This is a genomic window from Streptomyces canus, assembly GCF_041435015.1.
Lineage (GTDB): Bacteria > Actinomycetota > Actinomycetes > Streptomycetales > Streptomycetaceae > Streptomyces > Streptomyces canus_G.
On record NZ_CP107989.1, the window covers coordinates 8,556,275 to 8,582,236 of the forward strand.

Here is a 25,962-nt window from a genome sequence, read left to right on the forward strand (position 1 = left end):
ATGGACGCACCCATCGGACACTTCGACCACGCCACCCCCGCCCCCGCCGCCCTCGACGAGCTGACCCGCCCGGTCGCCGATGCCGTACGGCACTGGAGCGGCAGCGTCCCCGCCGAGCAGATCGTGTACGTCGACACCGACCCGCGGTGGGCCGACACCGCGGTCTTCGTCGAGCACTACGGCAGGGAGCTCCTCGAGCGGTCGGCGAACTGCGTGGTCGTCGCGGGCAAGCGCGGTGGCGAGAGCACCCTCGCCGCGTGCGTGGTGCTCTCCACCACCCGGGTCGACGTCAACGGGGTCGTCCGCCGCCAACTCGGCGCCCGCAAGGCCTCGTTCGCCTCGATGGACACGGCCACGGGGGAGACCGGCATGGAGTACGGCGGCATCACCCCGATCGGACTCCCCGGCGACTGGCCGCTGTTGGTCGACTCGGCCGTGGTCGATCTCCCGTACGTCCTGGTCGGCAGCGGGCGGCGACGGGGAAAGCTACTGGTCCCGGGGAAGGCGTTCGCGGAACTGCCGGGCGCGGTGGCACTTGAGGGACTCGGCATCGCCTGACCGGGTCGGAGGGCTCTGATCTCGGGTCTCGGGCCGGGGGTTCTGGTCTCGGGCCGGGGGGTCTGCTCTCGGACCAGTGGTGGCCCCTGCTCTCAGGCCGGCGCGTGGTGGGCGAGGATGTGATGGGGGTCCGCCTCGCCCGGGACCGGGGCCGGGTCGGCGTGTACCAGGGCTGCTGTGAGGCGGGGGACCGCGTGCAGCAGGGCGTGTTCGGCCTCGACGGCGACCTCGTGCGACTGGCGCACCGTCATCTCCCCGTCCACCACGACCGCCACCTCCGCCCGCAGCCGGTGCCCGATCCAGCGCAGCCTCAACTCGGCGACCCCGCACACCCCTTCGACCTCCCGCAGCGCGCCCTCGGCCCGGTCCACCAGCTCCGGGTCGACGGCGTCCAGCACGCGCCGGAACACCTCGCGTGCCGCGTCCCGCAGCACCAGTGTGATCGCGGCGGTGATCGCCAACCCCACGATCGGGTCGGCGAGTTGCCAGCCCAGGGCCGAGCCGCCGGCCCCGATGAGCACGGCCAGTGAGGTGAACCCGTCGGTGCGGGCGTGCAGTCCGTCCGCCACCAGGGCGGCCGAACCGATGTCCCGACCCACCCGGATGCGGTAGCGGGCGACCCACTCGTTGCCCGCGAAGCCCACCAGCGCGGCCGCGGCGACCGCCGGGACGTGCGTCACGGGACGCGGATCCAGCAGCCGGTCGATCGCCGCCCACCCCGCGAAGGCCGCGCTCGCGGCGATCGTCAGCACGATCACGAGGCCCGCGAGATCCTCGGCACGGCCGTAGCCGTACGTGAAACGGCGGGTGGCCGCCCGCCGGCCCAGCACGAAGGCGATGCCCAGCGGTACGGCGGTCAGCGCGTCCGCCGCGTTGTGCACCGTGTCGCCGAGCAGCGCGACGGACCCGGACACGGCCACCACGACCGCCTGCATCAGAGCCGTGACACCCAGCACCGCCAGCGAGACCCACAGGGCGCGCATGCCGCGGGCGGAGGACTCCAGCGCGGAGTCGAGTTTGTCGGCGGTCTCGTGGGAGTGAGGGGTGAGGACGTGCGCCAGGCGATGGCGGAGTCCGTGGCGTCCGTGCTCGTGCCCATGCGGGTCATCGTGGTCGTGGTCGTGGTCGTGGCCATGACCGTGACCGTGACCGTGCTCGTGGTTGATCACGTGGTACCCCTTCCCGTGCACGCGGTGGTGGACGTACCCCGCCCACGGAGCCATTATGTGCGTATGAGCGCACGCATGCACCTATCAACTGCGCACGATGCGCACCCGCGCACCTCCGGCGAGGAACAGTTCGCCCTGGCCGCCGAGATCCTCGCCCTGCTCGGCGACCGCACCCGCCTCACCCTCCTCCACGCCCTGACCGGGGGAGAGGCCGACGTCACGACCCTCACGGAGGCGTGCGGAGCGGCCCGGCCGGCCGTCAGCCAGCACCTTGCGCGACTCAGGCTGGCCGGGCTGGTGAACACGCGCAAAGAGGGGCGCCGGGTGATCTACGCCCTGCGTGACGGACACCTGCGCCGCCTCGTCGACGAGGCCCTGAACGTGGCCGACCACCGTCTCAGCGACCGGCCGGTGCACGACTGAGACGTCAGTACGTGGCCGCCGTACCGAGGTACTGCTCCGCGAAGGCCGCGGCGGCGGCAGGCGAGGTGAACAGGCGGCGGAGGCGGGCGAAGGTGGTGCCCGCGCGGTACTCGTCGCCCGACGACGTGCCGTGGTAGACCTCGGAGAGCCACTGCGAGAACTCCTGGTAGTCCCACACACGCCGCAGACAGGCCTCCGAGTAGCCGTCCAGGCCGCTGCCGTCGTCCTTGCCGAGGTAGGCGACGAGCGCGTCGCCGAGCAGGAAGGCGTCGTGCAGGGCGAGGTTCATGCCCTTCGCCGCTATGGGCGCGGTGAGGTGGGCGGAGTCCCCGGCGAGGAAGAGCCTGCCGAACGTCATGGGCTCGACCACGTAGTTGTGCATGTCCAGGACGCGCTTCTCGATCAGCCGGCCCTCGGTGAGCGGTGGGGTGCCGTCCGCGCCCAGGCGCTGTTGGAGTTCGGCCCAGACGCGGTCGTGGGACCAGTTCTCGGGGTCGTCGCCCGGCGGGCACTCCAGGTAGTAGCGGGTCACCTCGGGGCTGCGGGCCATGTGCCCGGCGAAACCGCTCGGGTGGATGCCGAACAGGACGCAGTCGGAGGACGGCGGCGCCTCGGCGAGCAGCGCCAGCCAGCCGATGCCGTAGTCGTGCCGGGCGATGGTCGTGGTCTCGGGGAGGACGGTGCGGGTCACCCCCCGGGCCCCGTCGCAGCCCGCCACGAACTCGCAACCGACCAGCTGTCGTTCGCCCGTGCCGGCATCGGTGTACGACACCGACGGCCGGGACGTCTCCAGGTCGTGCAGCTGGATGTCCCGCACGCCGAAGCGGATCTCGCCGCCCCGGACGTCGGCGTACTCGCGCACCAGGTCCGTCACCAACAGCGGCTGCGGATACACGAAGTGGTGCTGTCCCGTCAGCTCGCCGTAGGCGAAGCGGAAGCGCTCGCCGGCGAAGCGGAACTCGCACTCGGTGTGCAACTGGGCGCGCTCCAGCAGGGTGTCGGCGAGGCCGCGCCGCTGGAGACCGCGTACGGCCCACTCCTCGATGACGCCCGCCCGCGGCCGCTGCTCGATGAACTCGCGGGTCTCCGCCTCCAGCACGAGGCAGTCCACGCCCGCGGCTCGCAGGATGTTGCCGATGGTGAGTCCGGCGGGTCCGGCGCCGACGACTACGACCGGAAAGCGTTGTGGGGCAGCGGAGTTGGAGGGGGAGGCGGAGGTCACCCGAACATTATGTCGGTGCCCTGCGGAGGGTGGGAGTGGTGCCGGGGCGCCGCCACACGCGGAGGCGCCCCGTCCGTACTGCTTTCCTCAGTGCGCGGCCGCCTCGGTGACGACGACCTCGTCGATGCTCCGCTCGATGTCCTCGGGTCGGGAGGCGGTCGCCTTGGCCCAGTAGTAGATCACCAGGGAGAAGGCGGTGACGACCAGCATGTCCCACCACAGGCCCAGATGCCCCTGGCCGCCGAAGCCGCCCTGCCAGGAGATCAGACCGAGACCCAGCAGGTAGACCGGCAGCCACTGTGCGGCCTTCCAGTCGAGCCGGGGCGCGTCGGGCAGTCCGGCGGCCACCGCGTACCAGGCGTACACGCCGAGCAGCAGGTATCCGAGGACGATGGCCACCCCGAGCCGCCACAGGGTGTCCCAACCCGCCCAGTAGATGATCAGGTTGGCCACCACGAAGGACAGCGGGGCGATCACCTTGCCGGCGGGGAGCCGGTACGGGCGCTCCAGGTGGGGCAGCCGCTCGGCGAACACGCCGTACGCGAGCGGCGCGCCGGCGTACATGAGGACGCTCGCCGAGGTGATGAAGCCGACCAGTTCCTGCCAGCTGGGGAAGGGCAGGAAGCAGACCACGCCCGTCACGAAGGACATGATCAGGCCGAACCACGGCACGCCCCGCCGGTCGGTGCGGGCGAACACCTTCGGCGCGTAGCCGTTCTTGGCCAGACCGAAGGAGACGCGGGAGGTCGCGGTCGTGTAGATCAAGCCGGTGCCGCCGGGGGAGATCACCGCGTCGAGGTAGAGCACCGCGCTCAGCCAGCCGAGGCCCACGAGGGTCGCAAGGCCGGCCCAGGGCCCGCTGATGCCCTCGAAGTTCAGCTTCGCCCAGCCGTGGGCGAAGGCGGAGTGCGGGAGGGCGGCGATGAACACCAGTTGGAGCAGGACGTAGATGACGGCGCCGATCGCGACCGAGCCGAGGGTCGCCCGGGGCAGGTCCCGCTTCGGGTCACGGCTCTCGCCGGCGAGCTGGATCGCCTGCTCGAAGCCCAGCAGCGCGAAGATGATGCCGCTGGAACTGATCGCGCTCAGCACGCCCTTGGCGCCGAACGGCGCGAAGCCCTCCGAAGTGAAGTTGCCCGGATGGAAGTTGCCGACCGCGATGACGAAGATGGCGATGAGTGGCACCGCTATCTTCCACCAGGTGGCCGCGCTGTTGGTGAACGCGAGCACCCGGACGCCGAAGAAGTTCACGGCCACGAACACGGCCATGAGAAACACGGCGACCGCGAGACCACTGGTGGTGAGTGTGCCGTCGGCGTGCTGGAAGCCTTGCGCCCAACTCCAGTGCCCGGCGTACCCGATCATCGCCTCGACCTCGATCGGCGCCACGGTCGCCGCCTGGAGCCACGAGAACCAGCCGAAGGACATTCCTGCCAGGCCGCCGAACGCGTAGTGCGGATAGCGTGCCGTACCGCCCGCCACCGGGAACATGCCGCCCAGTTCGGCGTGCACCAGGGCCAGCAGGACAATGGCGACCGCGCCGATGATCCACGAGATGATCGCCGCGGGGCCGGCCATGACGACCGCCTTTTCGGCGCCGTAGAGCCAGCCGGAGCCGATGATGGACCCCACCGAGGCCCACATGAGCCCGATCAGCCCCACGTCCCGCCGCAGGCCGCCGCCCGGCTTTCCCTTTGTCTCAGGTGCTGAATCGACGCTTACCATAAATTAAGGGGCCTCTCACGAATTACACACATTTGCTGTGTGGGCGGCCCCAGATTACGAATCAACCGCCTTTGGGCTAAAGGCGGTTGTCGCATATTTGACTTCTTGGCGGGGAATTCCTTGCGAGTGTTTCAGGAATTCGGGAAAGACATCAGTGCAGGCGGGGGATCTCGATCGCCGGGCACCGGTCCATGACCATGTCGAGGCCGGCGGCGCGGGTCCGGTCGTAGGCCGCCTCGTCGATGACGTCCAACTGGAACCAGACGGCCTTCGCGCCCTTGGTCACGGCCTCGTCGGCGACCGCTCCCGCGAGGTCGCTGTTCACGAACACGTCGACCACGTCCACGTCGAAGGGAATGTCCGAGAGGGAGGCGTACCCCTGCTCGCCGTGCACCGTCTCCGCCTTGGGGTGGACCGGTACGATCCGCTTGCCGTGGCGCTGGAGCACCTCGGCGACCCCGTAGGCCGCGCGCCGCTGGTTCGACGACAGGCCCACGATCGCCCAGGTGTCGCCGAGCTCGGTGAGGATCCTGCGGACAATTGCTGAGTCGCCGTACACGTTCGGCTCCTTGCTCTGGATGCGAGGACTGTTCTGAGCGGGAACAGCCGTCGGGTGCGGTTGATTCCGGGCGGCGGAGAGGGGAGAGCGTCAGAGGCCCGGCCAAGGCGGGCACGGTTGGTTGAATCCCGTACCCGTGTCCGGAATACCGGTCAGTCACCTGCGCGGAGCCCTCCGTCCGCCTACGCTCGCCCCGTGCTGCGCATCACCGACGCCCGAACCGGCCGCCCCGTGGACGCCGTCCCCGCCCGCAGGGGCCTGACCCGAGTCGAAGCCCATGTACGGGGCTACGACCTCTCCGCCCTCCGAGTCCTGCTCGTCGCCGACCTCCTCGCCAGGGCCCTGGAGATCGGCGGCACGCCCGTGTGGGCGCTGCTCACCGGCGATCGCGAACAGGCGGAGCTGCACGCGGCCGCCGCCGCCCTGGGCATCCGGCCCTTCGAGGACCGCCGGGACGTCGGACCCGGGTGGGGCGAGTCCCAGGTCGTCCATGTGGTGGGTGCGGACGGTGCTGCCCCGGACGGCGTACGGGTCGCCGTCGCGCCCGTCGAGACGCCGGACCTTCCGGAGGGCGCCGACCCCGCCGTGGTCCGCCTCGCCCTGCTCGTCCCGCCCCGGAGTACGCCCGCACGGCTCGACGAGGCGATCCTGGGCGAGGCCCACGACACCCTCGTACGCTGGCGCCGGGCCGTCTCCGCCTGGGCACGGCATCCGTCACGGCCCGTCCCCGACAAGGTGCGCGGACGGCTCCGTACCGCCTGGGAGGACGACCTGGACGTACCCGAGGTGTTGAGGGTGCTGCGGTGGGTCGAGGACTCGGACCTGCCGGAGGGCGCCCGCTTCGAGACGTACGCCCACGCGGACCGGTTGCTCGGACTCGAACTCACCCGCGACCTGGGATCCCCGGCATGACGGCGCGCACCGGAGCGGGCCCGCTGCGCCGCCTGGTCGTGCTGAGACACGCCAAGTCCGCCTGGCCCGAGGGCGTCGCCGACCATGACCGCCCACTGGGACCCCGCGGCCGCCGGGACGCGCCCGAGGCGGGCCGTGCTCTCGCCGCCTCCGACCTGCTCCCCGACCTCGCCCTGTGCTCCACCGCCGTACGCGCCAGGCAGACCTGGGAGCTGGCGTCCGCCCAGTGGGGCACCCCACCGCCGGTGCGCCTGGACCCGGAGCTGTACGGGGCCGACGTACCGGAGCTGCTGGCGACCGTGCACGAGACGCCTCCCCAGGTCGTGACGCTGCTCCTGGTCGGACACAACCCCGGTCTGGAGGAGCTCGTCCTCTCGCTGGCCGGGGACGGCCTCGACGACGCGCTGGACCAGGTGCGGGTGAAGTTCCCGACCTCGGCGATCGCGGTGCTGAGCTGGCACGGCATGTCCTGGCGGGCCCTGGAGCCGGGGACGGCGCTGCTCACGTCCGTGATGGTGCCGCGGGGCAGGATGCGATGAGCCCGCCCGTCGGGACGCCCGCGCCGACGGATTAGGCTGACCGGATGCAGGACGCGTACCGCACAGTGGCCCACCCAGGTGTGCACGAGACCGAGGTCAACCGCTCCCGCTTCCTGTGCGCCCTCGCCCCGGCGGCCACCGAGAAGGAGGCCCAGGACTTCGTCGCGGCCGTCCGCAAGGAGCACGCCGACGCCACCCACAACTGCTACGCCTACGTCATCGGCGCCGACGCCGCGATCCAGAAGGCGAGCGACGACGGCGAACCCGGCGGCACCGCAGGGGTCCCCATGCTCCAGATGCTGCTGCGCCGCGACATGCGGTACGTCGCCGCCGTCGTCACCCGCTACTACGGCGGCGTCAAGCTCGGCGCGGGCGGACTCATCAGGGCGTACGGGGGCGCCGTCGGTGAGGCACTGGACGCGGTGGGCACCCTCACCCGCCGCCGGTTCCGCCTCGCCACGGTGACCGTCGACCACCAGCGTGCCGGCAAGGTGCAGAACGACCTGCGCTCGACCGGACGCGAGGTGCGGGACGTGCGGTACGGCGAGGCCGTCACCATCGAGATCGGGCTGCCGGACGCCGACGTGGACGCCTTCCGGGGGTGGCTCGCCGACGCCACCGCGGGGACGGCCGGGTTCGAGCTGGGCGGGGAGGCCTACGGCGACGCGTGAATCAGGTGGGCAAGGGCTCCGGCGTCAGACCCTCCTCGCCGATCTGGCGATCTACCGATCTGCCGATCTGCCGATCCGACTGGTAGATGGTCACGGCCTTGCCGACCGCGCGCGGATCCGCTCCATCGCGCGCGCACCGGCGGCCCAGCCGGACCTGCCCGCCTCCTGCCCCGCCGTCTCCAGCGCTCCCTTCACCACGAGAGCCACACCTGCAGCCGCGACGGCCGTCGCAGTGGTGCTTCTTTTCACATGGGCGGCCCGAAGTCGCTGAACCTGTTTCCCGGCCGGTGCGTGAAGGCCGTTCTGCCAAGCGTTTGCCCAGGCAGGCGAGTTGGCTTGAATGCGGCGAGTGGGCACAAAGAGCGTGGTGGCGGACGATTACGGGAGTAACCGTCCGTGATGTCAGACCCGGCCGTTAGTCTCGGGGATCATGAGGCTGCTGCACACTTCCGACTGGCATCTCGGCCGGGCGTTCCACCGGGTCAACATGCTCGGGGCCCAGGCCGAGTTCATCGGTCACCTCGTGACGACCGTGCGGGAGCACGGGGTGGACGCGGTGGTCGTGTCGGGAGACGTGTACGACCGCGCGGTGCCGCCGCTCGCCGCGGTAGAGCTGTTCGACGCCGCCCTGCACCGGCTCGCCGACCTCGGCGTGCCGACGGTGATGATCTCCGGGAATCACGACTCCGCCCGCCGCCTGGGTGTCGGCGCGGGGCTGATCGGTCGCGCCGGCATCCATCTGCGCACCGACCCGGCGGCGTGCGGGACGCCCGTGGTCCTCTCAGATGTCCATGGTGACGTGGCCTTCTACGGGCTGCCGTATCTCGAACCCGCCCTGGTGAAGGACGGGTTCGGCGTGGAGAAGGCGGGCCACGAGGCGGTGCTCGCCGCCGCCATGGACCGTGTGCGCGCCGACCTCGCGACGCGCGCGCGGGGGACGCGGTCCGTCGTGCTCGCCCACGCCTTCGTCACGGGCGGCGAGACCAGCGACAGCGAGCGGGACATCACCGTCGGCGGGGTGGCCGCCGTGCCCTCCGGGGTCTTCGACGGGGTCGACTACGCGGCCCTCGGGCATCTGCACGGCAGCCAGACCATCACCGAGCGCGTGCGCTACTCCGGCTCCCCGCTGCCCTACTCCTTCTCGGAGACCGACCACCGCAAGAGCATGTGGCTGGTCGACCTGGATGCCGAGGGCGCGGTCACCGCCGTGCGCGTCGACTGCCCGGTGCCGCGGGCATTGGCCCGGATCCGGGGGACGCTGGAGGAACTCCTCGCCGACCCGCGGCTCGTCCCTCAGGAGGAGGCGTGGGTCGAGGCGACTCTCACCGACCCGGTCCGCCCCGCGGAACCCATGTCCCGGCTCTGTGAGCGCTTCCCGCACACGCTCAGCCTCGTGTTCGATCCCGAGCGGACCCCGGACGACCCCGATGTGTCGTACGCCCGGCGGCTGGCCGGGCGCAGCGACCAGGAGATCGCCGAGGACTTCGTGGCCCATGTGCGCGGCGCCGGGCCCGACGAGGGTGAACAGACCGTGCTGCGGGACGCGTTCGACGCCGTCCGCGCGGACGAGACCGTGCGGGAGGTGGCGCGGTGAGGCTGCACCGGCTGGACATCACGGCCTTCGGGCCGTTCGGCGGCTCCCAGACGGTCGACTTCGACGAGCTGTCGGCGGCGGGTCTGTTCCTGCTGCACGGGCCGACGGGGGCGGGCAAGACGTCGGTGCTGGACGCCGTGTGCTATGCGCTGTACGGCGCCGTCCCGGGAGCCCGTCAGAGCGGACAGGGCATGACTCTGCGAAGCGATCACGCCGTCGCGAGTACCCGCACCGAGGTCCGCCTCGAACTCACCGTCGCCGGACGCCGGTTGGAGATCACCCGGCAGCCGCCGTGGGCGCGCCCTAAGAAGCGCGGTTCCGGTACGACGCTCGACAAGGCGCAGAGCTGGCTGCGCGAGTACGACGGGGCAGGCGGGGCGTGGAAGGACCTGAGCCGGTCCCACCAGGAGATCGGTGAGGAGATCACCCAGCTGCTCGGCATGAGCCGCGAGCAGTTCTGCCAGGTCGTGCTGTTGCCCCAGGGCGACTTCGCGCGCTTCCTGCGGGCCGACGCCGAAGCGCGCGGCAAGCTGCTGGGACGGCTCTTCGACACCCATCGGTTCGCCGAGGTCGAGAAGCGGCTGACCGAGCGGCGCCGTGCCGCCGAGGCGCAGGTGCGTGAGGGGGATGCCGCGCTGCTGGCCGACGCGCACCGCATGCAGCAGGCGGCCGGAGAGGCCATGGAGCTGCCCGAGCTGGCGCCCGGTGAGCCGGGTCTTGCCGAGGCCGTCCTGAGCGCGGCCGCCGTGGCCCGCAGCACCGCCCGTGAGCAGCTGACGATCGCCCACTGCGGACTCGGGGCCGCGGAGTCCGCCCAGGCCGCCGCCGAGCGGGCCCTGACCGACGTACGCGAAGTCGACCGGCTGCAACGCCGGTTCGCCCAGGCGCACGAGCGGGCAGCGCTGCTCGAGGAGCGCGCCGACGGCTACCACCAGGCGCAGGCCAGGATGGAGCGGTCCCGCAAGGCGGAGGCGGTGGCGCCCGCGCTGGAGCTGCGGGAGGCGGCGGAGGCGGAGCACCGCCGGGCGGCCGTGGCCGAGGCACGCGCGCGTGGGCTGCTGCCGGACACCTTCGCGGGAGCGGGCGCCGCCGGACTCGCCGCCGCCGCACGCCGCGCGGCCGAGGAGCTGGGCGGCCTGGACTCGGCCCGGCGCGCCGAGCAGCGCCTGGCCGAACTCGTCGCGGAGCGCGCCGACCTGGACCGCCAGGAGCGCTCCGACGAGGAGGTTCTCCAGGAGGCCGAGGCATGGCTGGCCGGGTGGGAGCAGGCCCGCGCGGGTCTTCGCCGCGGCGTCGAGTCCGCCCAGGAGGCGGCCACCCGCGCCGAACAGCTGGCCGTGCAGCGGGAGCCCGCCCGCAAGCGGCTCGCCGCCGCACGCCAGCGCGACCAGTTCGCCCGGGACACCGACGATGCCCAGCAGCGGGTCATCGACGCGACGGACCGCGCGCTGAAGGCCCGCGCCGAGTGGCTGGACGTCAAGGAGCAGCGGCTGAACGGCATCGCCGCCGAGCTGGCCGCACAGCTCACCGCCGGCGAGCCCTGCGCGGTCTGCGGCGCCACCGAGCACCCCGCCCCCGCTCGCAAGGACGCCGGACACGTCGACCGGGAGACCGAGGAGCGCGCGCTCGCCACCTCGCAGCACGCCGACGATCAGCGCGCCGAGGCCGAGCGGCGCCTCGCCTTCGTCCAGCGGGCCCTGGCTGCCGCCCAGGGCGAGGCCGGGGACACCTCCACCGAGGAACTCACCGTCCAGGCCGACGAGTTGGAGCGCGAATACGCCCAGGTCCGCACCGCCGCCTCGGCGCTGCACACCGCGACGGAACAGCTGCGGCAGGCCGAGCGGGAGCGTGAACAGCGTCTGTCGGCCCAGCAGGACGCCGTCGTACGCACCGCGACCCGCGGCGCCCGCCGGGACGCCCTGGACCGGGAACGCACCAGCCTGGAAGCGGAGTTGACCGAAGCACGCGGTGCCGCCGACAGCGTGGCCGCCCGCGCCGCCCAGCTGGAGCGGCAGGCCGCACTGCTCACCGACGCCGCCGACACCGCGCGCGTCGCCGAGGACACCGCCCAGCGGCTCAAGGACGCCGACGCCCGGCTCGCCGACGCCGCCTTCCGGGCCGGCTTCGACACCCCGCAGGCCGCGGCGGCCGCCCTCCTCGACGAGACGGCCCACCGCGACCTGCAGCACCGGCTGGACGCCTGGCAGGCCGAGGAGGCCGGCGTACGAGCCGTACTCGCCGAGACCGACACCGCCGACGCCGCCCAGCAGGAGCCCGCCGACGTGGCGCGGGCGGAGCAGGCCGCCGCCGACGCGGGCCGCCGGGTCCGCGAGGCCGCCTCCGCGTGCGACGCGGCCGCCCGGCGCTGCGCCGAACTCGACCGGCTCTCCGCCCGCTCGGCCACCGGCCTCAGGCTGCTGGCGCCGCTGCGCGAGGAGTACGACCGGGTGGCCCGGCTGTCCGCGCTCGCCGCGGGCACCTCCGCGAACAACGAACGCAAGATGCGGCTGGAGGCCTATGTGCTCGCGGCCCGCCTGGAGCAGGTGGCGGCCGCCGCGACCGCGCGCCTGCAACGCATGTCCTCCGGCCGCTACACCCTCGTCCACTCCGACGACCGCACCGGACGCGGCCGCAGCGGACTCGGGCTGCACGTCGTCGACGCCTGGACCGGACGCGAGCGGGACACAGCGACCCTGTCGGGCGGGGAGACCTTCTTCGCCTCCCTCGCGCTGGCCCTCGGCCTCGCGGACGTCGTCACCGACGAGGCCGGCGGGGTCCGGCTCGACACCCTCTTCATCGACGAGGGCTTCGGCAGCCTCGACGACCAGACCCTGGACGAGGTCCTCGACGTCCTGGACTCACTGCGGGAGCGCGACCGCAGCGTGGGCATCGTGAGCCATGTGGCCGACCTGCGCCGGCGGATCCACGCCCAGCTGGAGGTCGTGAAGGGGCGCTCGGGGTCGGTGCTGACACAGCGGGGCGGAGGCTGAGGTCAGCGCCCCAGGGGCCGCCGGGGGAGCGGGGAGGAGTAGACGACGCTCGTGGTCACCGAGCCCAGCGTGCCGATCTTGCCCGACACCTCCTCCAGGTGACGCATCGAGCGGGCGGCCACCTTGATGACGAAGCAGTCGTCGCCGGTCACGTGGTGCGCCTCCAGGATCTCGGGCGTCACGGCGACCAGGTCGTGGAAGGGCTTGTAGTTGCCGTTGGGGTACCGAAGGCGGACGAACGCCAGGATCGGCAGGCCCAGCCGGTCGGGGTCGACGACCGCGGCGTACCCCTGGATGACCCCTGCCTCCTCCAGCCGCCGCACCCGCTCGGTGACCGCGCTCGCGGACATCGACACGGCCCGGGCGAGTTCGGCATAACTCGCCCGGCCCTCCCGCTGGAGGACTTCTAGGATGCGCCAGTCGGTGGCGTCCGGGGAATACGCGGTCATGCCCGAGAAATAGCAGGGATATCCCGGGCCGAGCAAGGCCCGCGCCGTGGAATCTCCCTTCTGGTCGTTGATCGCCGACCGTAGATTTCTGGCCATGACGACAACCGACGCACTCACCCCGAACGCCGTTCTGCGCGTCGCCCCCGCCACCCCGGCCGAGGCCGCCGCCTACTTCCGTGCCAGTCTCGTCTTCCACGCCGACGTGTCCGACGTCGGCGCCGCGCTCGCCGCCGACGGCGACCCCGGCTTCGTCGTCCTCGACTCCCGCTCCACCGCCGCCTGGGACCAGGGCCATGTCCCGGGTGCGGTCCATCTGCCCACCGCGCTCATCCCCGAGCAGGCCGGACAACTCCTCGACAGGTCCGTGCCCGTCGTGACGTACTGCTGGGGCCCGGGCTGCAACGGTGCCACCCGCGCCGCGTCGGCTCTCGCCGAACTCGGCTTCCAGGTCAAGGAGATGCTCGGCGGCTTCGAGTACTGGGTGCGCGAGGGCTTCGAGTTCGAGACCTGGGAGGGCCGCGAGCGCCGCGCCGCGGACCCGTTGACCGCCCCGTCCGGCTCGGAGGACTGCGGTTGCTGAGCCCCGGGGATTCCGGTGCGGTTCCTGTGCAGGTGCAACCCTGAGGTTCCTGTGCGTGTAGGTTCTGGCGCATGGTGCGATACGCGGAGCCGGGCGCGGTGGAGTGGGTCGAGTCGGGCGGCGGCCCGCTCATAGTGGTTCCGGAGACGGTGCTGCCGTTCTGGGCGGGCGCCGACGGCGACGAGACGGCCTCCGACTACGACCGGGCCTGTGAAGTGGACGGCTTTGTGGGCCTGTTGCCGGTCGGCGACGCCGCCGCTCTGGTCCTCGGGGACGAGCCTGCTTCGACCTCCTACCTCCCCGACCACGACACTTTCGTACGGTGGTGTGCCGCCGACTCCGAGGACGAACTCCTCGCCGAAGTCCCCGCCGCCCTCGCCACGGCCGCCTGGGAGGACGAGGTGAACTGGTCGGTACCCGGCCCGGTCGTCCTCTTCGACGCGGCCTGGCCCGGCAACGACTCCGTGAACACCGACCACTTGAAGGTCTCGCTGGCCCCGGGCCGGTACGCGGTACGCGCCGCCAACGTACGGCCCGGGCCGGAGACCTGGCTGGGTCTCGTCCAGCTGCGCCGGCTCCCGGACTGAGTGCCGTTCACGTGCGCGACGCCGCCGGGTGAACGGCTGCGGCCGGTGACCGACTTGGACCATGGGTTCGAGTCGGTCACCTGATCCGGAGCGTCAGAGCCGCGCCAGTTCGTCCACCAGGTCGTCCAGTCCCAACGAGCCCTGCGACAGCGCCGCCATGTGCCAGGCCTTCAGGTCGAAGGCGTCGCCGTGCCGTTCGCGGGCCTTCTCCCGGCCCAGCAGCCAGGCCCGCTCGCCCAGCTTGTAGCCGATCGCCTGGCCGGGGATCGTGAGGTAGCGGGTCAGTTCACTCTCCACGAAGTCCGCCGGACGGCTGCTGTGCGCACCGAAGAACTCCTGCGCCAGCTCGGGGGTCCAGCGCTCGCCCGGGTGGAAGGGGGAGTCCGCCGGGATCTCCAGCTCCAGATGCATGCCGATGTCGACGATGACGCGGGCGGCCCGCATCATCTGCGCGTCGAGATAGCCGAGCCGCTGCTCCGGGTCCGTGAGGAAGCCCAGTTCGTCCATCAGCCGCTCCGCGTACAGCGCCCAGCCCTCCGCGTTGGCGCTGACCCCGCCCACCGCTGCCTGGTAGCGGGAGAGGTTCTCCGCGACATGGGCCCACTGGGCGAGCTGGAGGTGATGGCCGGGGACGCCCTCGTGGTACCAGGTGGAGACGAGGTCGTAGACCGGGAAACGGGTCTGGCCCATGGTCGGCAGCCAGGTGCGGCCGGGACGCGAGAAGTCCTCCGACGGGGGCGTGTAGTACGGCGCCGCCGCACCACCGGGCGGCGCGATGCAGGACTCCACCTTCCGTACCCGCTCGGCGAGTTCGAAGTGGGTGCCGTCGAGCGAGTCGATCGCCTGGTCCATCAGGCCCTGGAGCCAGTCGCGGACCTCGTCGACACCTTCGATGTGCTTGCCGTGCTCGTCGAGGTGGGCGAGCGCCACCCAGGGCGTCCCGGCGCCGGGCAGGATCTTCTCGGCCTCCCGCTCCATCTCGGCGAGCAGCCGGTGGTACTCGGACCAGCCGTACGCGTACGCCTCGTCCAGGTCGAGGTCCGTGCCGTTGAAGTAGCGCGCCCAGCGGGCGTACCGCTCCCGGCCCACCGTGTTCGAGGCGCCCTCGATCATCGGCGTGTACACGTCCCGCATCCAGTCGCGCAGTTCCACCACGGAGGCCGTCGCGGCGCGGGCGGCCTCGTCCAGCTCCGCGCGCAGCGCCTCGGGGCCCGCCGAGACGAAGTCCTCGAACCAGCCACGGCCGTTGCCGTCGGTGTCCGCCCACTCGGTGAGCTGCTCGACGAAGGTGGCGGTCGGACGCGGCGCCGCGTACAGCTTGCGCTCCAGACCGAGCGCGAGGGACTCGCGGTAACCCGCGTACGCGGTCGGTACCTCCCGCAGCCGCTCCGCGATCGCCGCCCAGTCCTGCTCCGTCTCCGTCGGGGTGACGGTGAAGACCTCGCGGATCGAGTGGGCGGGCGTGGCCATGTTGCCGACCGCGCGCAGCCCCTCGTCCGCCTCGTGCACGGCGAGTTCGGCCGTCAGGCGCTCCCGCAACAGCCGACCGCACCGGCGCTCGATGTCACTGTCCGCGCCGGACCGCCGCTCGGCCTCGTCGAGCTTCGCGAGCGTGGCCCGCTGGAGCTCCGCGAGCGCCTCCTGTCCCGCCGGCGAGGTATCGGGAAGCTTGCTCGAACTCTCCTTCACACCCAGGTAGGTACCGGTGATCGGATCGAGGGCGATGAGCTCGTCGACGTAGGCGTCGGCGACCTGACGGGGCAGCGGGCTCTGAGTCTCAGACATGCGGTCCATCCTCATACGGGGACCTCGCGGGAGTCACCCCGATTCCGCTGTCGGCGTGGCAGGCGGCAGGAGGGGTCCGCACTCCCACTGCTGGAAGATCAACCGGGTCTCCACCCGGGCCACCTCGCGCCGGGACGTGAACTCGTCCAGCACCATCCGCTGCAGATCCGTCATGTCCGCCACGGCCACGTGCACGAGGTAGTCGTCGGGGCCGGTCAGATGGAAGACGGTCCGCGACTCCGGCAGCGCCCTGATGCGCTCCACGAACGGCCCCACCAGCTCCCGCCGATGCGGCCTGACCTGCACCGACAGCAGCGCCTCCAGGCCCCGGCCCAGCTTCCCCGGATCCAGCCGCAGCTGATGACCGAGGATGACGCCCGAGCGGCGCAGCCGGGTCACCCGGTCCAGACAGGTCGACGGCGCGACACCGACCTGCGCGGCGAGGTCGCGGTAGGTGGTCCGGGCGTCGTTCTGCAACAGCCGCAGCAGATGCAGGTCCACCGGGTCCAGTACGACAGATTCGGCCATTGGCCGAACGTAGCACGGGCTTCGGCGCGAGAACGCCGGTCGGTGTTCACTCTTGCGGGCATGGACTCAGCGCGCATCGCCACCGCCTCTCGTACGCCGCTCAGAGCACTGGCCACCGAGGCCGTCCACGCCGGCCGCGACGACCTCGCCCGGCAGGGCCTGCACGCCCCGCCCATCGATCTGTCGACGACCTACCCGTCCTACGACAGCCGCGGCGAGGCCGCCCGCATCGACGCCTTCGCGGCGACCGGAGCCGAGCCGGACGGCCCGCCCGTGTACGGGCGCCTCGGCAACCCCACCGTCGCCCGCTTCGAGACCGCCCTGGCCCGGCTGGAGGGGACCGAGTCCGCGGTCGCCTTCGCCAGCGGCATGGCCGCGCTCACGGCCGTCCTTCTCGTACGGGCCTCCCTGGGCCTGCGCCACGTCGTCGCCGTACGCCCCCTGTACGGATGCAGCGACCACCTCCTGACCGCGGGACTTCTCGGCACGGAGGTCACCTGGACCGACCCGGCGGGGGTCGCCGACGCGCTGCGCCCGGACACGGGCCTGGTCCTGGTCGAAACCCCGGCCAACCCCACCCTCGCCGAGATCGACCTGCGGGCCCTGGCCCACTCCTGCGGCTCCGTGCCCCTCCTCGCGGACAACACCTTCGCCACACCCGTGCTCCAGCGCCCCGCGGAACACGGCGCCCGCCTGGTGCTGCACAGTGCCACCAAGTACCTCGGCGGCCACGGGGACGTGATGGCGGGCGTGGTGGCCTGTGACGAGGGGTTCGCCGGGCACCTGCGGCAGGTTCGCTTCGCGACGGGCGGCGTCCTGCACCCCCTCGCCGGCTACCTGCTGCTGCGAGGCCTCGCGACTCTTCCCGTACGGGTGCGGGCGGCCTCCGCGAGCGCCGCCGAACTCGCCCGCCGCCTGGCAGCCGATCCCCGTGTCACCCGTGTCCACTACCCGCGCATCGGCGGCGCGATGATCGCCTTCGAGGTCGACGGCGACCCGCACGGGGTGATCGAGCGGGTCCGCCTGATCACCCCTGCGGTGAGCCTGGGCAGTGTGGACACCCTCATCCAGCACCCGGCGTCGATCAGCCACCGCATCGTGGACGCGGAGGACCGCAGGGGTGCGGGCGTGAGTGACCGATTGCTCCGTCTGTCGGTGGGCCTGGAGGACGTGGAGGACCTGTGGACGGATCTGGACGCGGCGCTGGAGTGCTCCGTCAGGGCCGCGGGCCTGTATTGACCTGCGGCTCCGCGACTCCCACAGCAGGTTCGGGCTCTCCCTGAGGAGCGATACGCGCGGTGATCACCAGGGTCCCCTCCTCGATCTGATAGTCGAGGGGGAGCCCCAGCCCCCGCATCGCGGCGACCATCCCCGTGTTGGAGGACTGGGTCACGGCGTACACGCTCTCGCACCCGGCCTCGACAGCCAGCGCCACCAGCCGCTCCAGCAACTCCGCGCCGATCCCACGCCGCTGCCACGCGTCCTCGACGAGCAGCGCCACCTCGGTCTCGTCACCGTCCCACAGCAGATGCCCGAGCCCCACGATCCGACCCGAAGCGGTCTGTACGGCCAGGGTGCGGCCGAACCGGGGACTGAGCAGGTGGTTGAGATAGCGGTCGGCGTCACCGACGGGCCCGTGGTAGCGCATGGTCAACGTCCGCGGCGAGCACCGCTCGTGCATCGCCACCGCGGCCTCCAGGTCCTCGGTGTCGGCCCGGCGCACGGTGATGTCGTGGCCTTCCGGCAGCGTCAGTGCGTCCTGGCTGCGCGGCACCCGCGGACCCAGCCGGGCGTCCAGCTCGACCAGGGCCCGGGCCCGGGCGAACTCCGTCGGCGTGAACGGCAGATACGGCCGTTCCACGGTGATCACTCCGCCTTCCGGTGCCCGCAACCGCATCACGGTGTCCTCCAGAGCTCCTTCCACGGGCACACTCTCCGAACCGCGACCGCCTCCCACCGGAACGGCCGGCAAGGACCGGATCGTGCACCGGCCCAGCAACTGCCGCAACGCCAGCGGCAGTTCCGCCGCGTCCAGGGCGGTCCGGGTGGCGAGGCCCAGCACCCGGGTCGGGGCGTCCACCAGGTCGTGCGTGTCGGCCCGCTCGATCCAGGTGTCGGAGCCGCCGGCCAGCGCGACGGCCCGGGTGATCTCGGAGCCCTCCAGCGCACCGGGGGCACGCAGCAGGAACTCGTCGACCGTGCCCTCGGCCAGTGGGTGGGTCTGCAGGCTGAGGATGTCCACCCGGTGCGCGGCGAGGGCCGTGCAGAGGGCGGCCAGCGAACCCGGTTCGTCCTTCACCGTGGTGCGCATCCGCCACAGCGTGCTCTCCGCGGCCACGGGGTCCGAGGTGCGCGACGGCTGGTCGGACGGCCCGGCCTGCTCCCCCTGGGGCAGCGGCCGGGTGCCGGTATCACCCGTCGGGGGTGCGTGACCGTGGCGGCGTGCCCACCATGTGTGGAATCCGGCGGTGGCGGCCAGGGTCACCGCCGAGATCACCAGCAGCGCGGCACCGTCGGGGCCGTGCCCGATCAGGTTCGCGACGGTGTCGACCACCGCGACGGCCGTGAACAGGGCCGCGAGTTCGATCAGGTCGCGCCGCCAGTGGTGCACGGGGCGACCGTGTTTCGCACGGGTCACATCAGACATGTCTCGAGTCATGCAGCCACTGTGGAGGAACGGTGTTGCGTGATCACGAACGCATTGTGACTGATCGGTAAAGCGCGGTTCTGTGCTTTTGTGCCTTTTTCAACTGTTCGGGCGTGAGTGACGTTGCCGAGAAGTCACTGGCCCACCCGACCCGGCTGGAGCGCCTGCGTGAACAGCACCGTGCCGTCCTGCTCGCGCAGACGCACCGTCAGCTCACCGCTGTGGCCGTCGATGTCGACCTCGCCGAAGAACTGGTAGCCGCCCGCGGGGGAGACGTTCGAGGCGGTCGGTGCCTTCACGAACACCCGCTCGGGGCCGAAGGTGCCGTCGAGCGCGCTGGCCGGGAAGGCACCCGCGTTCAGCGGACCCGAGACGAACTCCCAGAACGGCTCGAAGTCGGTGAACGCGGCCCGCGACGGCTGGTAGTGCTGGGCCGAGGTGTGGTGCACGTCGGCGGTCAGCCATACCGTGCCGGTGATCCGCCGGTGCTTGATGTACCGCAGCAGCTCGGCGATCTGCAGCTCACGTCCGAGCGGGGCGCCCGGGTCGCCCTGCGCCACCGCCTCGATGTTCGCCCTGCCCTCCGTGGTGTCGGGCACGACCAGGCCGAGCGGCATGTCGGAGGCGATCACCTTCCACACCGCCCTCGAGCGCGACAGCTCCCGCTTGAGCCATTCCAACTGCTCCCGGCCGAGGATGCCCTGCGGGTCCACGGTCTGGTCGTCGGGCGAGTTGGCGTTGCGGTAGGTCCGCATGTCCAGCACGAACACGTCGAGCAGCGGACCCTGGGGCAGCACCCGGTACACCCGGCCGTCCCGCGCACCCGGCCGCAGCGTGGAGATCGGGAAGTACTCGCTGAACGCGCGCCGGGCTCGGCCCGCGAGCACGTCGACGCTCTTCTCGGTGTAGCGGGCGTCGGAGTCGAGGATCGTCTGGCCCGGGTACCAGTTGTTGCGCACCTCGTGGTCGTCCCACTGAATGACGGACGGCACCTGGGCGTTGAAGGCCCGGAGGTTGTGGTCGAGCAGGTTGTAGCGGAAGTTGCCGCGGAACTCGGCCAGGGTCTCGGCGACCTTGGACTTCTCCTCGGTGGTGATGTTCCGCCAGGTGCTGCCGTCGGGCAGGGCGGCGGTCGCCGCGATCGGGCCGTCGGCGTAGATGTTGTCGCCGCTGCACAGGAAGAAGTCCGGGTCGAGCTGGGCCATCGCCCGGTAGATCGTGTAGCCGCCGAAGTCCGGGTTGATGCCCCAGCCCTGCCCGGCGAGGTCGCCGGACCACAGGAACCGCACCCCGTCACGGCGTTTGTGGGACACCGTGCGGAAGGTGCCGGCGACCGGCTCGCCGGTGCGGCGCGGGTCGTCCGGGTCGGCCAGCAGCACGCGGTAGTGGATCTGCTCGCCCGACGGCAGACCGCGCAGCCGGGTCGTACCGGTGAAGTCGGTGTCCGCGCCGAGCAGCGGGCCGTGCCATCTGCGGGGGTTGCGGAACGACTCGGTCGCCGACGTCTCCACGATCATCCGGGCCGGACGGTCGGAACGCACCCACACCAGGCCGGAGTCGGAGGTCACGTCTCCCGTCTGCACCCCCCAGCCCGCCCCGGGGCGCCCGGAGAGCGCGAAGGCCGGTGCGGCTCCGGAGACCGTCGGCAGGGTGAGGGCGGCCGATGCGGCCAGGGAGCCGCGCAGCACGCTGCGGCGGCCGGGGAACGGACGGTGTGACATGGATGCGCCTCCAAGGACGGGATCCGGCCGGTGTGCGATGCCAGAACTACTGGGGCACCGCAGCGCACACGCAAACCACAGATGAACAACTGGCCGCGGGAACAAGGGAACCCGTGTGCGAAATGGCGTGGGTCAGCCGCGGGCGGCCTCGGCCATCAGGCGTACGCCGTCCCGGATCCGGGTCTCAGGCAGGTGTGCGTAGCCGAGGACCAGCCGCACGCCCCGCTTCTCGTCGGGCTCGGCACGCGCGTGTGCGTAGTCCGTCAGCGGGCGGACGGTCACACCGGCCGCCGCCAGGCGCGCGAGGAACCTCTCCTGGGGGCCGTACCGCTGCGGCAGCGTGGCGATGACGTGCAGCCCGGCGGCGATCCCGGACACCTCCGTGCCGGGGAGGTGCTCGTCCAGCGCGGAGACCAGCGCGTCACGCCGCTCCCGGTAGGCGCGCTGGCAGCGGCGCAGTTGGCGGTCGTAGTCGCCGCGCTCCACGAACCGGGCGAACAGCGCCTGGTCGAGTGTGGGATGACCGAGGTCCATGGTCCGCTTCCGTTCGACGACCTCGTCGGCCAGCGCTTCCGGCACCAGCAGCCAGCCGAGCCGCAGTCCGGGAGCCAGGGACTTGCTGACCGATCCCGCGTAGGCCACCCGATCCGGGTCGAGCCCCTGGAGCGCGCCGACGGGGGCCCGGTCATAGCGGAAGTCGCCGTCGTAGTCGTCCTCCAGGACGAAGCCGTCGACGGAACGCGCCCAGTCGAGCAGTTCCGCACGGCGCCGCGCGGAGTAGGCGATGCCGGTCGGGAACTGGTGCGAGGGCGTCGTGACCACGGCACGCACGCCCGAGTCGTACAGGGGACCGAGGGAGATTCCGTCCTCGTCCAGCGGTATGGGAACGATGGCGACGCCGGCCGCCGCGTACAGGGCGTCGTGCTGCGGGCTGCCGGGATCCTCCACGCCGACGGTCGGCAACCCGCGCGCATGGAGCGCGAATCCGAGCAGCGTCGTCGCCTGCGCCACGCCGGAGACGACCACGATCCGCTCCGGGTCCGCGACCACACCCCTGCGGCGGGCCAGCAGCTCGGCCAAGGCGGCGCGCAGCCGGGGCAGCCCGCGCGGGTCGGGATAACCGAGGTCCTGGTGCGGCAGTTCCGCCAGCACACCGCGGTGTGCCGTGGCCCAGGCGGTGCGGGGGAACAACGACAGGTCGGGCGTCCCGGCCACGAAGTCCGCGCGGCTGCCCCGAGACCGCGGGGCCAGGTCACGCGCGCGTGGGTGAGCGGCCCGCACGGCACCGCCGACCCAGGTGCCCGCACCCCGGCCGCTGCGCAGATAACCCTCCGCCGTCAGCTGCTCGTACGCCTCGGTGACCAGCCCACGCGACACACCGAGGTCGGCCGCCAGATCCCGGCTCGACGGCAGCCGCGTCCCCGGCATGAGCCGTCCGGTCCGCACCGCCTCCCGCAGCGCCGCCTGCAGGGAACGGCCACGCGTGCGTGCCGGCGCGGAGACGGCGGGCAGCAGCAGCTCCCAGGCAGGCGACGCGGCGGATTCCGGAACGTCCGGCTTCCCCTCCGGATTGGTCCGCGATGACGTCATGGGAATGGACCTTAAACCGGACCACCACGCTTCCTAGCGTCACTGCCATGAACACCACCACGCGCGGATACTTCCTCGCCACGCTCGCCTGCGTCCTCGTCGGAGCCTCCTTCACCGCCAACAGCCTGCTCGGCGACTACCCCTACGCGGGCGGCCAGTTCCTGCGCTACGGCCTCGCCGCGCTGTTGCTCGTTCCGTCGGCCGCGAGGGGCGCCGCGTCACGGTTGCGGGCACTCGGGTTCCGTCAGTGGACCCGTCTCGCGCTTCTCGCCGCCGTGGGCATGGTCGGCTTCAACCTCTCCGTCATCGCCGCCGAACGCACCGCGGAACCGGCCGTCCCGGGCGTCTTCGTGGGCTGCGCCCCCGTGCTGGTGGCCGTTCTCGTGCCGCTGCTCGACGGACGCCGACCCCGAGCCCGCGTCCTGCGGGGCGCGTTGCTCGTCGCCCTCGGCGCCTTCGCCGTACAGGGCTGGGGCCGTACGGACGGGACGGGCATCGCTTTCTCCGTGGGCGCGCTGGCCGGTGAGGTCGGTTTCGCGGTGCTCGCCGTACCCGTGCTGCGGCCCCTGGGACCACGGTTGTTGTCCGCCACCGTCTGCGCGGTCGCCGCCGTCGAGGCCGCGGTGGTCGGACCGTTCCTGGACGGCACCGCGTGGCTGCGCCGCCCCGACACCGCCGAGGCCGCCGCGCTGCTGTGGCAGGCGGCGGTCGTCACCGTCGTCGGGTTCGTGTGCTGGTACATGGGCATGCAGCGGATCGGCGCGGAGCGCGCCACGCTGTTCTCCGGGCTCATCCCGGTCGCGGCCGCCGGTACCGCGCCCCTTGTCGGAACGGGTTCCTACGGTGCGGCCCAGGCCGTGGGCAGTGCCTTGGTCGGCGCCGGAGTCGCCTTCGGATCAGGGGCGTTGAGCCGGCGGCGGAAGGACTCAGCGGCTGCCGTCGAGGATGACGCGCGCGACCAGAGCGGGGTCGTCGTTCATCGGGCAGTGGCCGCAGCCGGGCAGCCGCACGAGCCGGGCCCGGGGAATGATCTGCTTGGCCCGCACCCCCTGCCGACGCACGAGCAGCATGTCCCTGGTGCCCCAGGCCACCGTGACCGGCAGCCCCGGGACGTCGTCGCCGAACTGGACGGCGGTACCGGCCCTGAGGGTCGCGTCGAACCCCGTGGCCTGCGCCAGGGCGAGCGTCTCGGCGACCACGGCCTCGGGTGAACGCAGACCCGGGCGCGCATAGATGGTGCTCGTGAGGATCGTACGGCCGGCCGCACTGCGCGACAGCCGCTCGACCAGCGGCAGTGGCAGCCGCCGGGAGATGTGCCGCATCGCGAGCAGTACCCCGAACGCGTAGCGCCGCTCGGCCGGCGACCAGAACCCGGCGGGAGACAGCGCGGTGACGGACCGTACGAGCTGCTCGCGACCGAGTTCCAGGGCCAGCAGACCGCCGAGGGAGTTGCCCGCCACGTGCGGGCGGTCCAGCTCCAGGGCCTCGCAGAACGCCCCGAACACGGACGTCGTGGTGGCCAGGTCGTACGACAGCCCCTCGGGCAGCCCCGGCGACGCGCCGAACCCGGGCAGGTCCACGGCGATCACGTCGCGCTCGGTCGCCAGGATGTCCACCACCGGGTCCCAGGCCTGCCGGTGGTGACCTATGCCGTGCAGCAGGAGCAGCGGCTCACCGCGGCCCACGCGCGCGTAGGAGACGGTCACGGGCTGCGGCCCCTCGGCGGAGGGGACTTTGAAGGAGACGGTGGTGGACATGAGGGCTCCTTGACGGCGACTCACGGGCTGAGGCAGGCGCACGGCGGACGCGCTGTAGACAGCTTGTCAGCAATTGCTACTGGCGGGTAGACCCCTCGGATCCCCAGGGACCCGCCGCCCGGCCATATCGCCTGGACACGAACCGGCGTCTGGGTTGGGATGAACCCGTGGCCACTGACACCGAGACCGATGTCTTCGAAGAGCACCGTCCCGTCCTCATGGGCGTCGCCTACCGCATGCTCGGGCGCGTCACCGACGCCGAGGACGTGGTGCAGGACGCCTGGCTGCGCTGGTCGGCGGCCGATCGGAGCGAGGTGCGCGAACCGCGCGCCTACCTGGTCCGCGTCACCACCCGCCTGGCGATCGACCGGCTGCGCCAGGTCAAGGCGCGCGGCGAGACGTACGTCGGCCCCTGGCTGCCCGAGCCGTATGTGACCGACTTCGGGGACACCGTGCCCGACACCGCCGAGCAGGCCGTCCTCGCCGACTCGGTCTCCCTCGCGGTCCTGGTCGTCATGGAGTCGCTGTCACCGCTGGAGCGGGCGGTGTTCGTCCTCAGGGAGGCCTTCGGCTACCCCTACGCCGACATCGCCGCCATGCTCGACCGCGGCGAACCCGCCGTACGGCAGCTCGCGGGGCGGGCCCGCAGGCACGTCGAGGAACGACGGCCGCGCTACGAGGTCGACCCGGTCCGGCGCCGCGATCTGACGGAGCGTTTCCTCGCCGCCGCGGGCGGAGGCGACCTGGAGGGGCTGATGTCGCTGCTCGCCCCGGACGTCCGGCTCGTCGGGGACAGCGGCGGCAAGACCAAGGCGCCGCTGCGGGTCCTGGAGTCGGCCGACCACGTGGGTCGTTTCCTCGTCGGCGTCGCCGAAAAGGGCGTCCCGGACATCAGCTGGCGCTTCCTGGAGCTCAACGGCGGACCGGCGGTGCTCGTCCTGTCGGGCGGAAAGCCCGACTCCGTCTTCCAGCTGGACGTCCTGGACGGCCGCATCCAGTCCGTCTATGTCATCCGCAACCCCGACAAGCTGCGCTCCCTGCCTGCTGCCTGAGGGATCGAGGATTGGTCTTGACCAAGGGTGGGGGCCGCCCTATGGTCGCAGAGAAGTGCAACAACCTTTAATAAACAAGGGCGCTAAAACGCCGCCGGACCACGGCGATTGCGGAGGACAGGGTGGGGACCACGCAGCTGGAAACGGTGCCGGAACCGAAGTACTGGCATCTCAAGACGGTGCTCAGTGAAGCACTGGACTCCGAATTCTCCGTGGGCGAGATCCTGCCGAACGAGCGCGATCTCGCCGCCCGTTTCGGTGTCGCCCGTGCCACGCTCCGTCAGGCCCTGGAGCAGTTGGAGCTGGAAGGCAGGCTGCAGCGCCGCCGCGGTGTCGGGACGACCGTCGCGCCGCCGCGCGTGGGCGTGGCCGTCGGCAGCGAGCAGCACGCGTGGCCCGGTGCTGCCGGAGACGACTGGCAGGCCGTCGACTGCGCCGCCGCGGTGCCGCCCGCGGCCGTCGCGGACGCCCTCGGGACCGACCGCGAGCAGCCGGTGCACATCGTGCGCCGCTCCCGTATGACCCACGGTCAGCCTGTCGCCGCCGAGCTGCTGTACATCCCCGAGGCGTCGGTGCCGGAGCTCTCCGCCATAGACACTCCGTCCGGGGCGGCACGCGCGCGTGCCGTGCTGCGCGAACTGCAGCGCCTGGAGCTGGAGAGCCGGGAGAACGCCGTCGAACTCGGCTCGGCCCGCGCGGACGACGCGAAGGAACTGGACCGCCTGCCCGGGGCCCCGGTCCTCGTCGTCACCACCCGCTACCTGGCGGGGGGCCGCACCGCGGCCGTCTCGGTGGCCACCTACCGTGCGGACACCTGCCGGCTGACCTTCGGGGACTCCGGCGCGGTGGAGATCCACGAGGGCCCCGAGCGCCGGGCCTCCTGAGCAGCACTGCGGCGGTGCCC

General features: G+C 72.1%; 23 protein-coding genes and 1 pseudogene. 13 read left to right on the top strand and 11 right to left on the bottom strand.

Annotation, left to right across the window (positions count from 1 at the left end):
• Complete coding sequence (locus tag OG841_RS39085; protein ID WP_371569046.1) at nt 1-558, top strand: YbaK/EbsC family protein; 558 nt, start codon at nt 1-3, stop codon at nt 556-558.
• 92 nt (nt 559-650) lie between these two features.
• Here the strand turns inward: OG841_RS39085 and OG841_RS39090 are convergent, their stop codons facing one another.
• The gene (locus OG841_RS39090) at nt 651-1,781 is read right to left on the bottom strand and encodes a cation diffusion facilitator family transporter (protein ID WP_371569047.1); all 1,131 of its coding nucleotides are present in this window, start codon (nt 1,779-1,781) and stop codon (nt 651-653) included.
• A gap of 9 nt (nt 1,782-1,790) precedes the next feature.
• On the opposite strand from OG841_RS39090, the gene OG841_RS39095 reads away from it, so the two are divergent.
• A complete protein-coding gene (locus OG841_RS39095) occupies nt 1,791-2,150 on the top strand; it encodes an ArsR/SmtB family transcription factor (protein ID WP_371569049.1) in 360 nt (119 codons plus the stop codon).
• A 4-nt stretch (nt 2,151-2,154) separates the two neighbouring features.
• Here the strand turns inward: OG841_RS39095 and OG841_RS39100 are convergent, their stop codons facing one another.
• From OG841_RS39100 to OG841_RS39110, 3 genes are all read right to left on the bottom strand, one after another.
• Nucleotides 2,155-3,372, bottom strand: coding sequence for a 4-hydroxybenzoate 3-monooxygenase (locus tag OG841_RS39100; RefSeq protein ID WP_328637079.1), 1,218 nt, complete (start codon nt 3,370-3,372; stop codon nt 2,155-2,157).
• An 87-nt stretch (nt 3,373-3,459) separates the two neighbouring features.
• On the bottom strand, nt 3,460-5,097 hold the full coding sequence (locus OG841_RS39105) for an APC family permease (protein WP_328637078.1): 1,638 nt from the start codon (nt 5,095-5,097) through the stop codon (nt 3,460-3,462).
• Nucleotides 5,098-5,248: 151 nt separating this feature from the next.
• A complete protein-coding gene (locus OG841_RS39110) occupies nt 5,249-5,656 on the bottom strand; it encodes a CoA-binding protein (RefSeq protein WP_328637077.1) in 408 nt (135 codons plus the stop codon).
• Nucleotides 5,657-5,851: 195 nt separating this feature from the next.
• On the opposite strand from OG841_RS39110, the gene OG841_RS39115 reads away from it, so the two are divergent.
• The 5 genes from OG841_RS39115 (at nt 5,852) to OG841_RS39135 (ending at nt 12,362) form a co-directional block, all read left to right on the top strand.
• A complete protein-coding gene (locus OG841_RS39115; protein WP_328637076.1) occupies nt 5,852-6,568 on the top strand; it encodes a hypothetical protein in 717 nt (238 codons plus the stop codon).
• A complete protein-coding gene (locus tag OG841_RS39120) occupies nt 6,565-7,107 on the top strand; it encodes a SixA phosphatase family protein (protein ID WP_328637075.1) in 543 nt (180 codons plus the stop codon). Before OG841_RS39115 ends, OG841_RS39120 begins: the two co-directional genes overlap by 4 nt.
• A 44-nt stretch (nt 7,108-7,151) precedes the next feature.
• Nucleotides 7,152-7,778 (top strand): YigZ family protein, encoded by a 627-nt coding sequence (locus tag OG841_RS39125; RefSeq protein WP_365121130.1) that lies wholly within the window; start codon nt 7,152-7,154, stop codon nt 7,776-7,778.
• Between the two features lie 430 nt (nt 7,779-8,208).
• On the top strand, nt 8,209-9,372 hold the full coding sequence (locus OG841_RS39130; protein WP_365121133.1) for an exonuclease SbcCD subunit D: 1,164 nt from the start codon (nt 8,209-8,211) through the stop codon (nt 9,370-9,372).
• A complete protein-coding gene (locus OG841_RS39135) occupies nt 9,369-12,362 on the top strand; it encodes an SMC family ATPase (protein WP_328637072.1) in 2,994 nt (997 codons plus the stop codon). Before OG841_RS39130 ends, OG841_RS39135 begins: the two co-directional genes overlap by 4 nt.
• A gap of 2 nt (nt 12,363-12,364) precedes the next feature.
• On the opposite strand, the gene OG841_RS39140 is transcribed toward OG841_RS39135, so the two are convergent.
• Entirely contained in the window at nt 12,365-12,811 is a 447-nt protein-coding gene (locus tag OG841_RS39140) for an Lrp/AsnC family transcriptional regulator (protein WP_328637071.1), read from the bottom strand.
• A 94-nt stretch (nt 12,812-12,905) separates the two neighbouring features.
• Between OG841_RS39140 and OG841_RS39145 the strand changes: the two genes are divergently transcribed.
• Both OG841_RS39145 and OG841_RS39150 read left to right on the top strand, forming a co-directional pair.
• Nucleotides 12,906-13,391 (top strand): rhodanese-like domain-containing protein, encoded by a 486-nt coding sequence (locus OG841_RS39145; protein ID WP_365121137.1) that lies wholly within the window; start codon nt 12,906-12,908, stop codon nt 13,389-13,391.
• Nucleotides 13,392-13,462: 71 nt separating this feature from the next.
• A complete protein-coding gene (locus tag OG841_RS39150) occupies nt 13,463-13,978 on the top strand; it encodes an immunity 21 family protein (RefSeq protein ID WP_328637069.1) in 516 nt (171 codons plus the stop codon).
• Between the two features lie 93 nt (nt 13,979-14,071).
• On the opposite strand, the gene OG841_RS39155 is transcribed toward OG841_RS39150, so the two are convergent.
• Nucleotides 14,072-15,763 (bottom strand): DUF885 domain-containing protein, encoded by a 1,692-nt coding sequence (locus tag OG841_RS39155; protein ID WP_328637068.1) that lies wholly within the window; start codon nt 15,761-15,763, stop codon nt 14,072-14,074.
• 33 nt (nt 15,764-15,796) lie between these two features.
• Nucleotides 15,797-16,291 carry an Lrp/AsnC family transcriptional regulator gene (locus tag OG841_RS39160; RefSeq protein ID WP_328637067.1) on the bottom strand — a complete coding sequence of 165 codons (495 nt, stop codon included), beginning with the start codon at nt 16,289-16,291 and terminating at the stop codon, nt 15,797-15,799.
• A 60-nt stretch (nt 16,292-16,351) separates the two neighbouring features.
• Here OG841_RS39160 and OG841_RS39165 point away from each other — a divergent pair, with 60 nt between their 5' ends.
• Nucleotides 16,352-17,530, top strand: a complete 1,179-nt coding sequence (locus OG841_RS39165) for a trans-sulfuration enzyme family protein (protein WP_365121142.1) — start codon at nt 16,352-16,354, stop codon at nt 17,528-17,530.
• Here OG841_RS39165 and OG841_RS39170 read toward each other — a convergent pair.
• The 3 genes from OG841_RS39170 to pdxR form a co-directional block, all read right to left on the bottom strand.
• Nucleotides 17,508-18,902, bottom strand: a complete 1,395-nt coding sequence (locus OG841_RS39170; protein WP_371569062.1) for a GNAT family N-acetyltransferase — start codon at nt 18,900-18,902, stop codon at nt 17,508-17,510. The two genes, OG841_RS39165 and OG841_RS39170, sit on opposite strands and share 23 nt — an antisense overlap.
• A 170-nt stretch (nt 18,903-19,072) precedes the next feature.
• Nucleotides 19,073-20,659 (bottom strand): alkaline phosphatase D family protein, encoded by a 1,587-nt coding sequence (locus OG841_RS39175; RefSeq protein ID WP_371569065.1) that lies wholly within the window; start codon nt 20,657-20,659, stop codon nt 19,073-19,075.
• Nucleotides 20,660-20,791: 132 nt separating this feature from the next.
• Nucleotides 20,792-22,249 carry a MocR-like pyridoxine biosynthesis transcription factor PdxR gene (gene pdxR / locus OG841_RS39180; protein ID WP_328637063.1) on the bottom strand — a complete coding sequence of 486 codons (1,458 nt, stop codon included), beginning with the start codon at nt 22,247-22,249 and terminating at the stop codon, nt 20,792-20,794.
• Between the two features lie 47 nt (nt 22,250-22,296).
• Here pdxR and OG841_RS48675 point away from each other — a divergent pair.
• A pseudogene (locus OG841_RS48675) lies at nt 22,297-22,650 on the top strand (EamA family transporter); the annotation flags it as partial.
• A gap of 525 nt (nt 22,651-23,175) precedes the next feature.
• Here the strand turns inward: OG841_RS48675 and OG841_RS39190 are convergent.
• A complete protein-coding gene (locus OG841_RS39190; RefSeq protein WP_371569068.1) occupies nt 23,176-24,006 on the bottom strand; it encodes an alpha/beta fold hydrolase in 831 nt (276 codons plus the stop codon).
• Between the two features lie 167 nt (nt 24,007-24,173).
• On the opposite strand from OG841_RS39190, the gene OG841_RS39195 reads away from it, so the two are divergent.
• Together OG841_RS39195 and OG841_RS39200 are read left to right on the top strand one after the other, a co-directional pair.
• Nucleotides 24,174-25,058: an RNA polymerase sigma-70 factor gene (locus OG841_RS39195; RefSeq protein WP_365121151.1), complete on the top strand. Its 885-nt coding sequence runs from the start codon at nt 24,174-24,176 to the stop codon at nt 25,056-25,058.
• A gap of 122 nt (nt 25,059-25,180) precedes the next feature.
• A complete protein-coding gene (locus OG841_RS39200) occupies nt 25,181-25,942 on the top strand; it encodes a GntR family transcriptional regulator (protein ID WP_328637060.1) in 762 nt (253 codons plus the stop codon).
• The last annotated feature ends 20 nt before the right edge of the window (nt 25,943-25,962 follow it).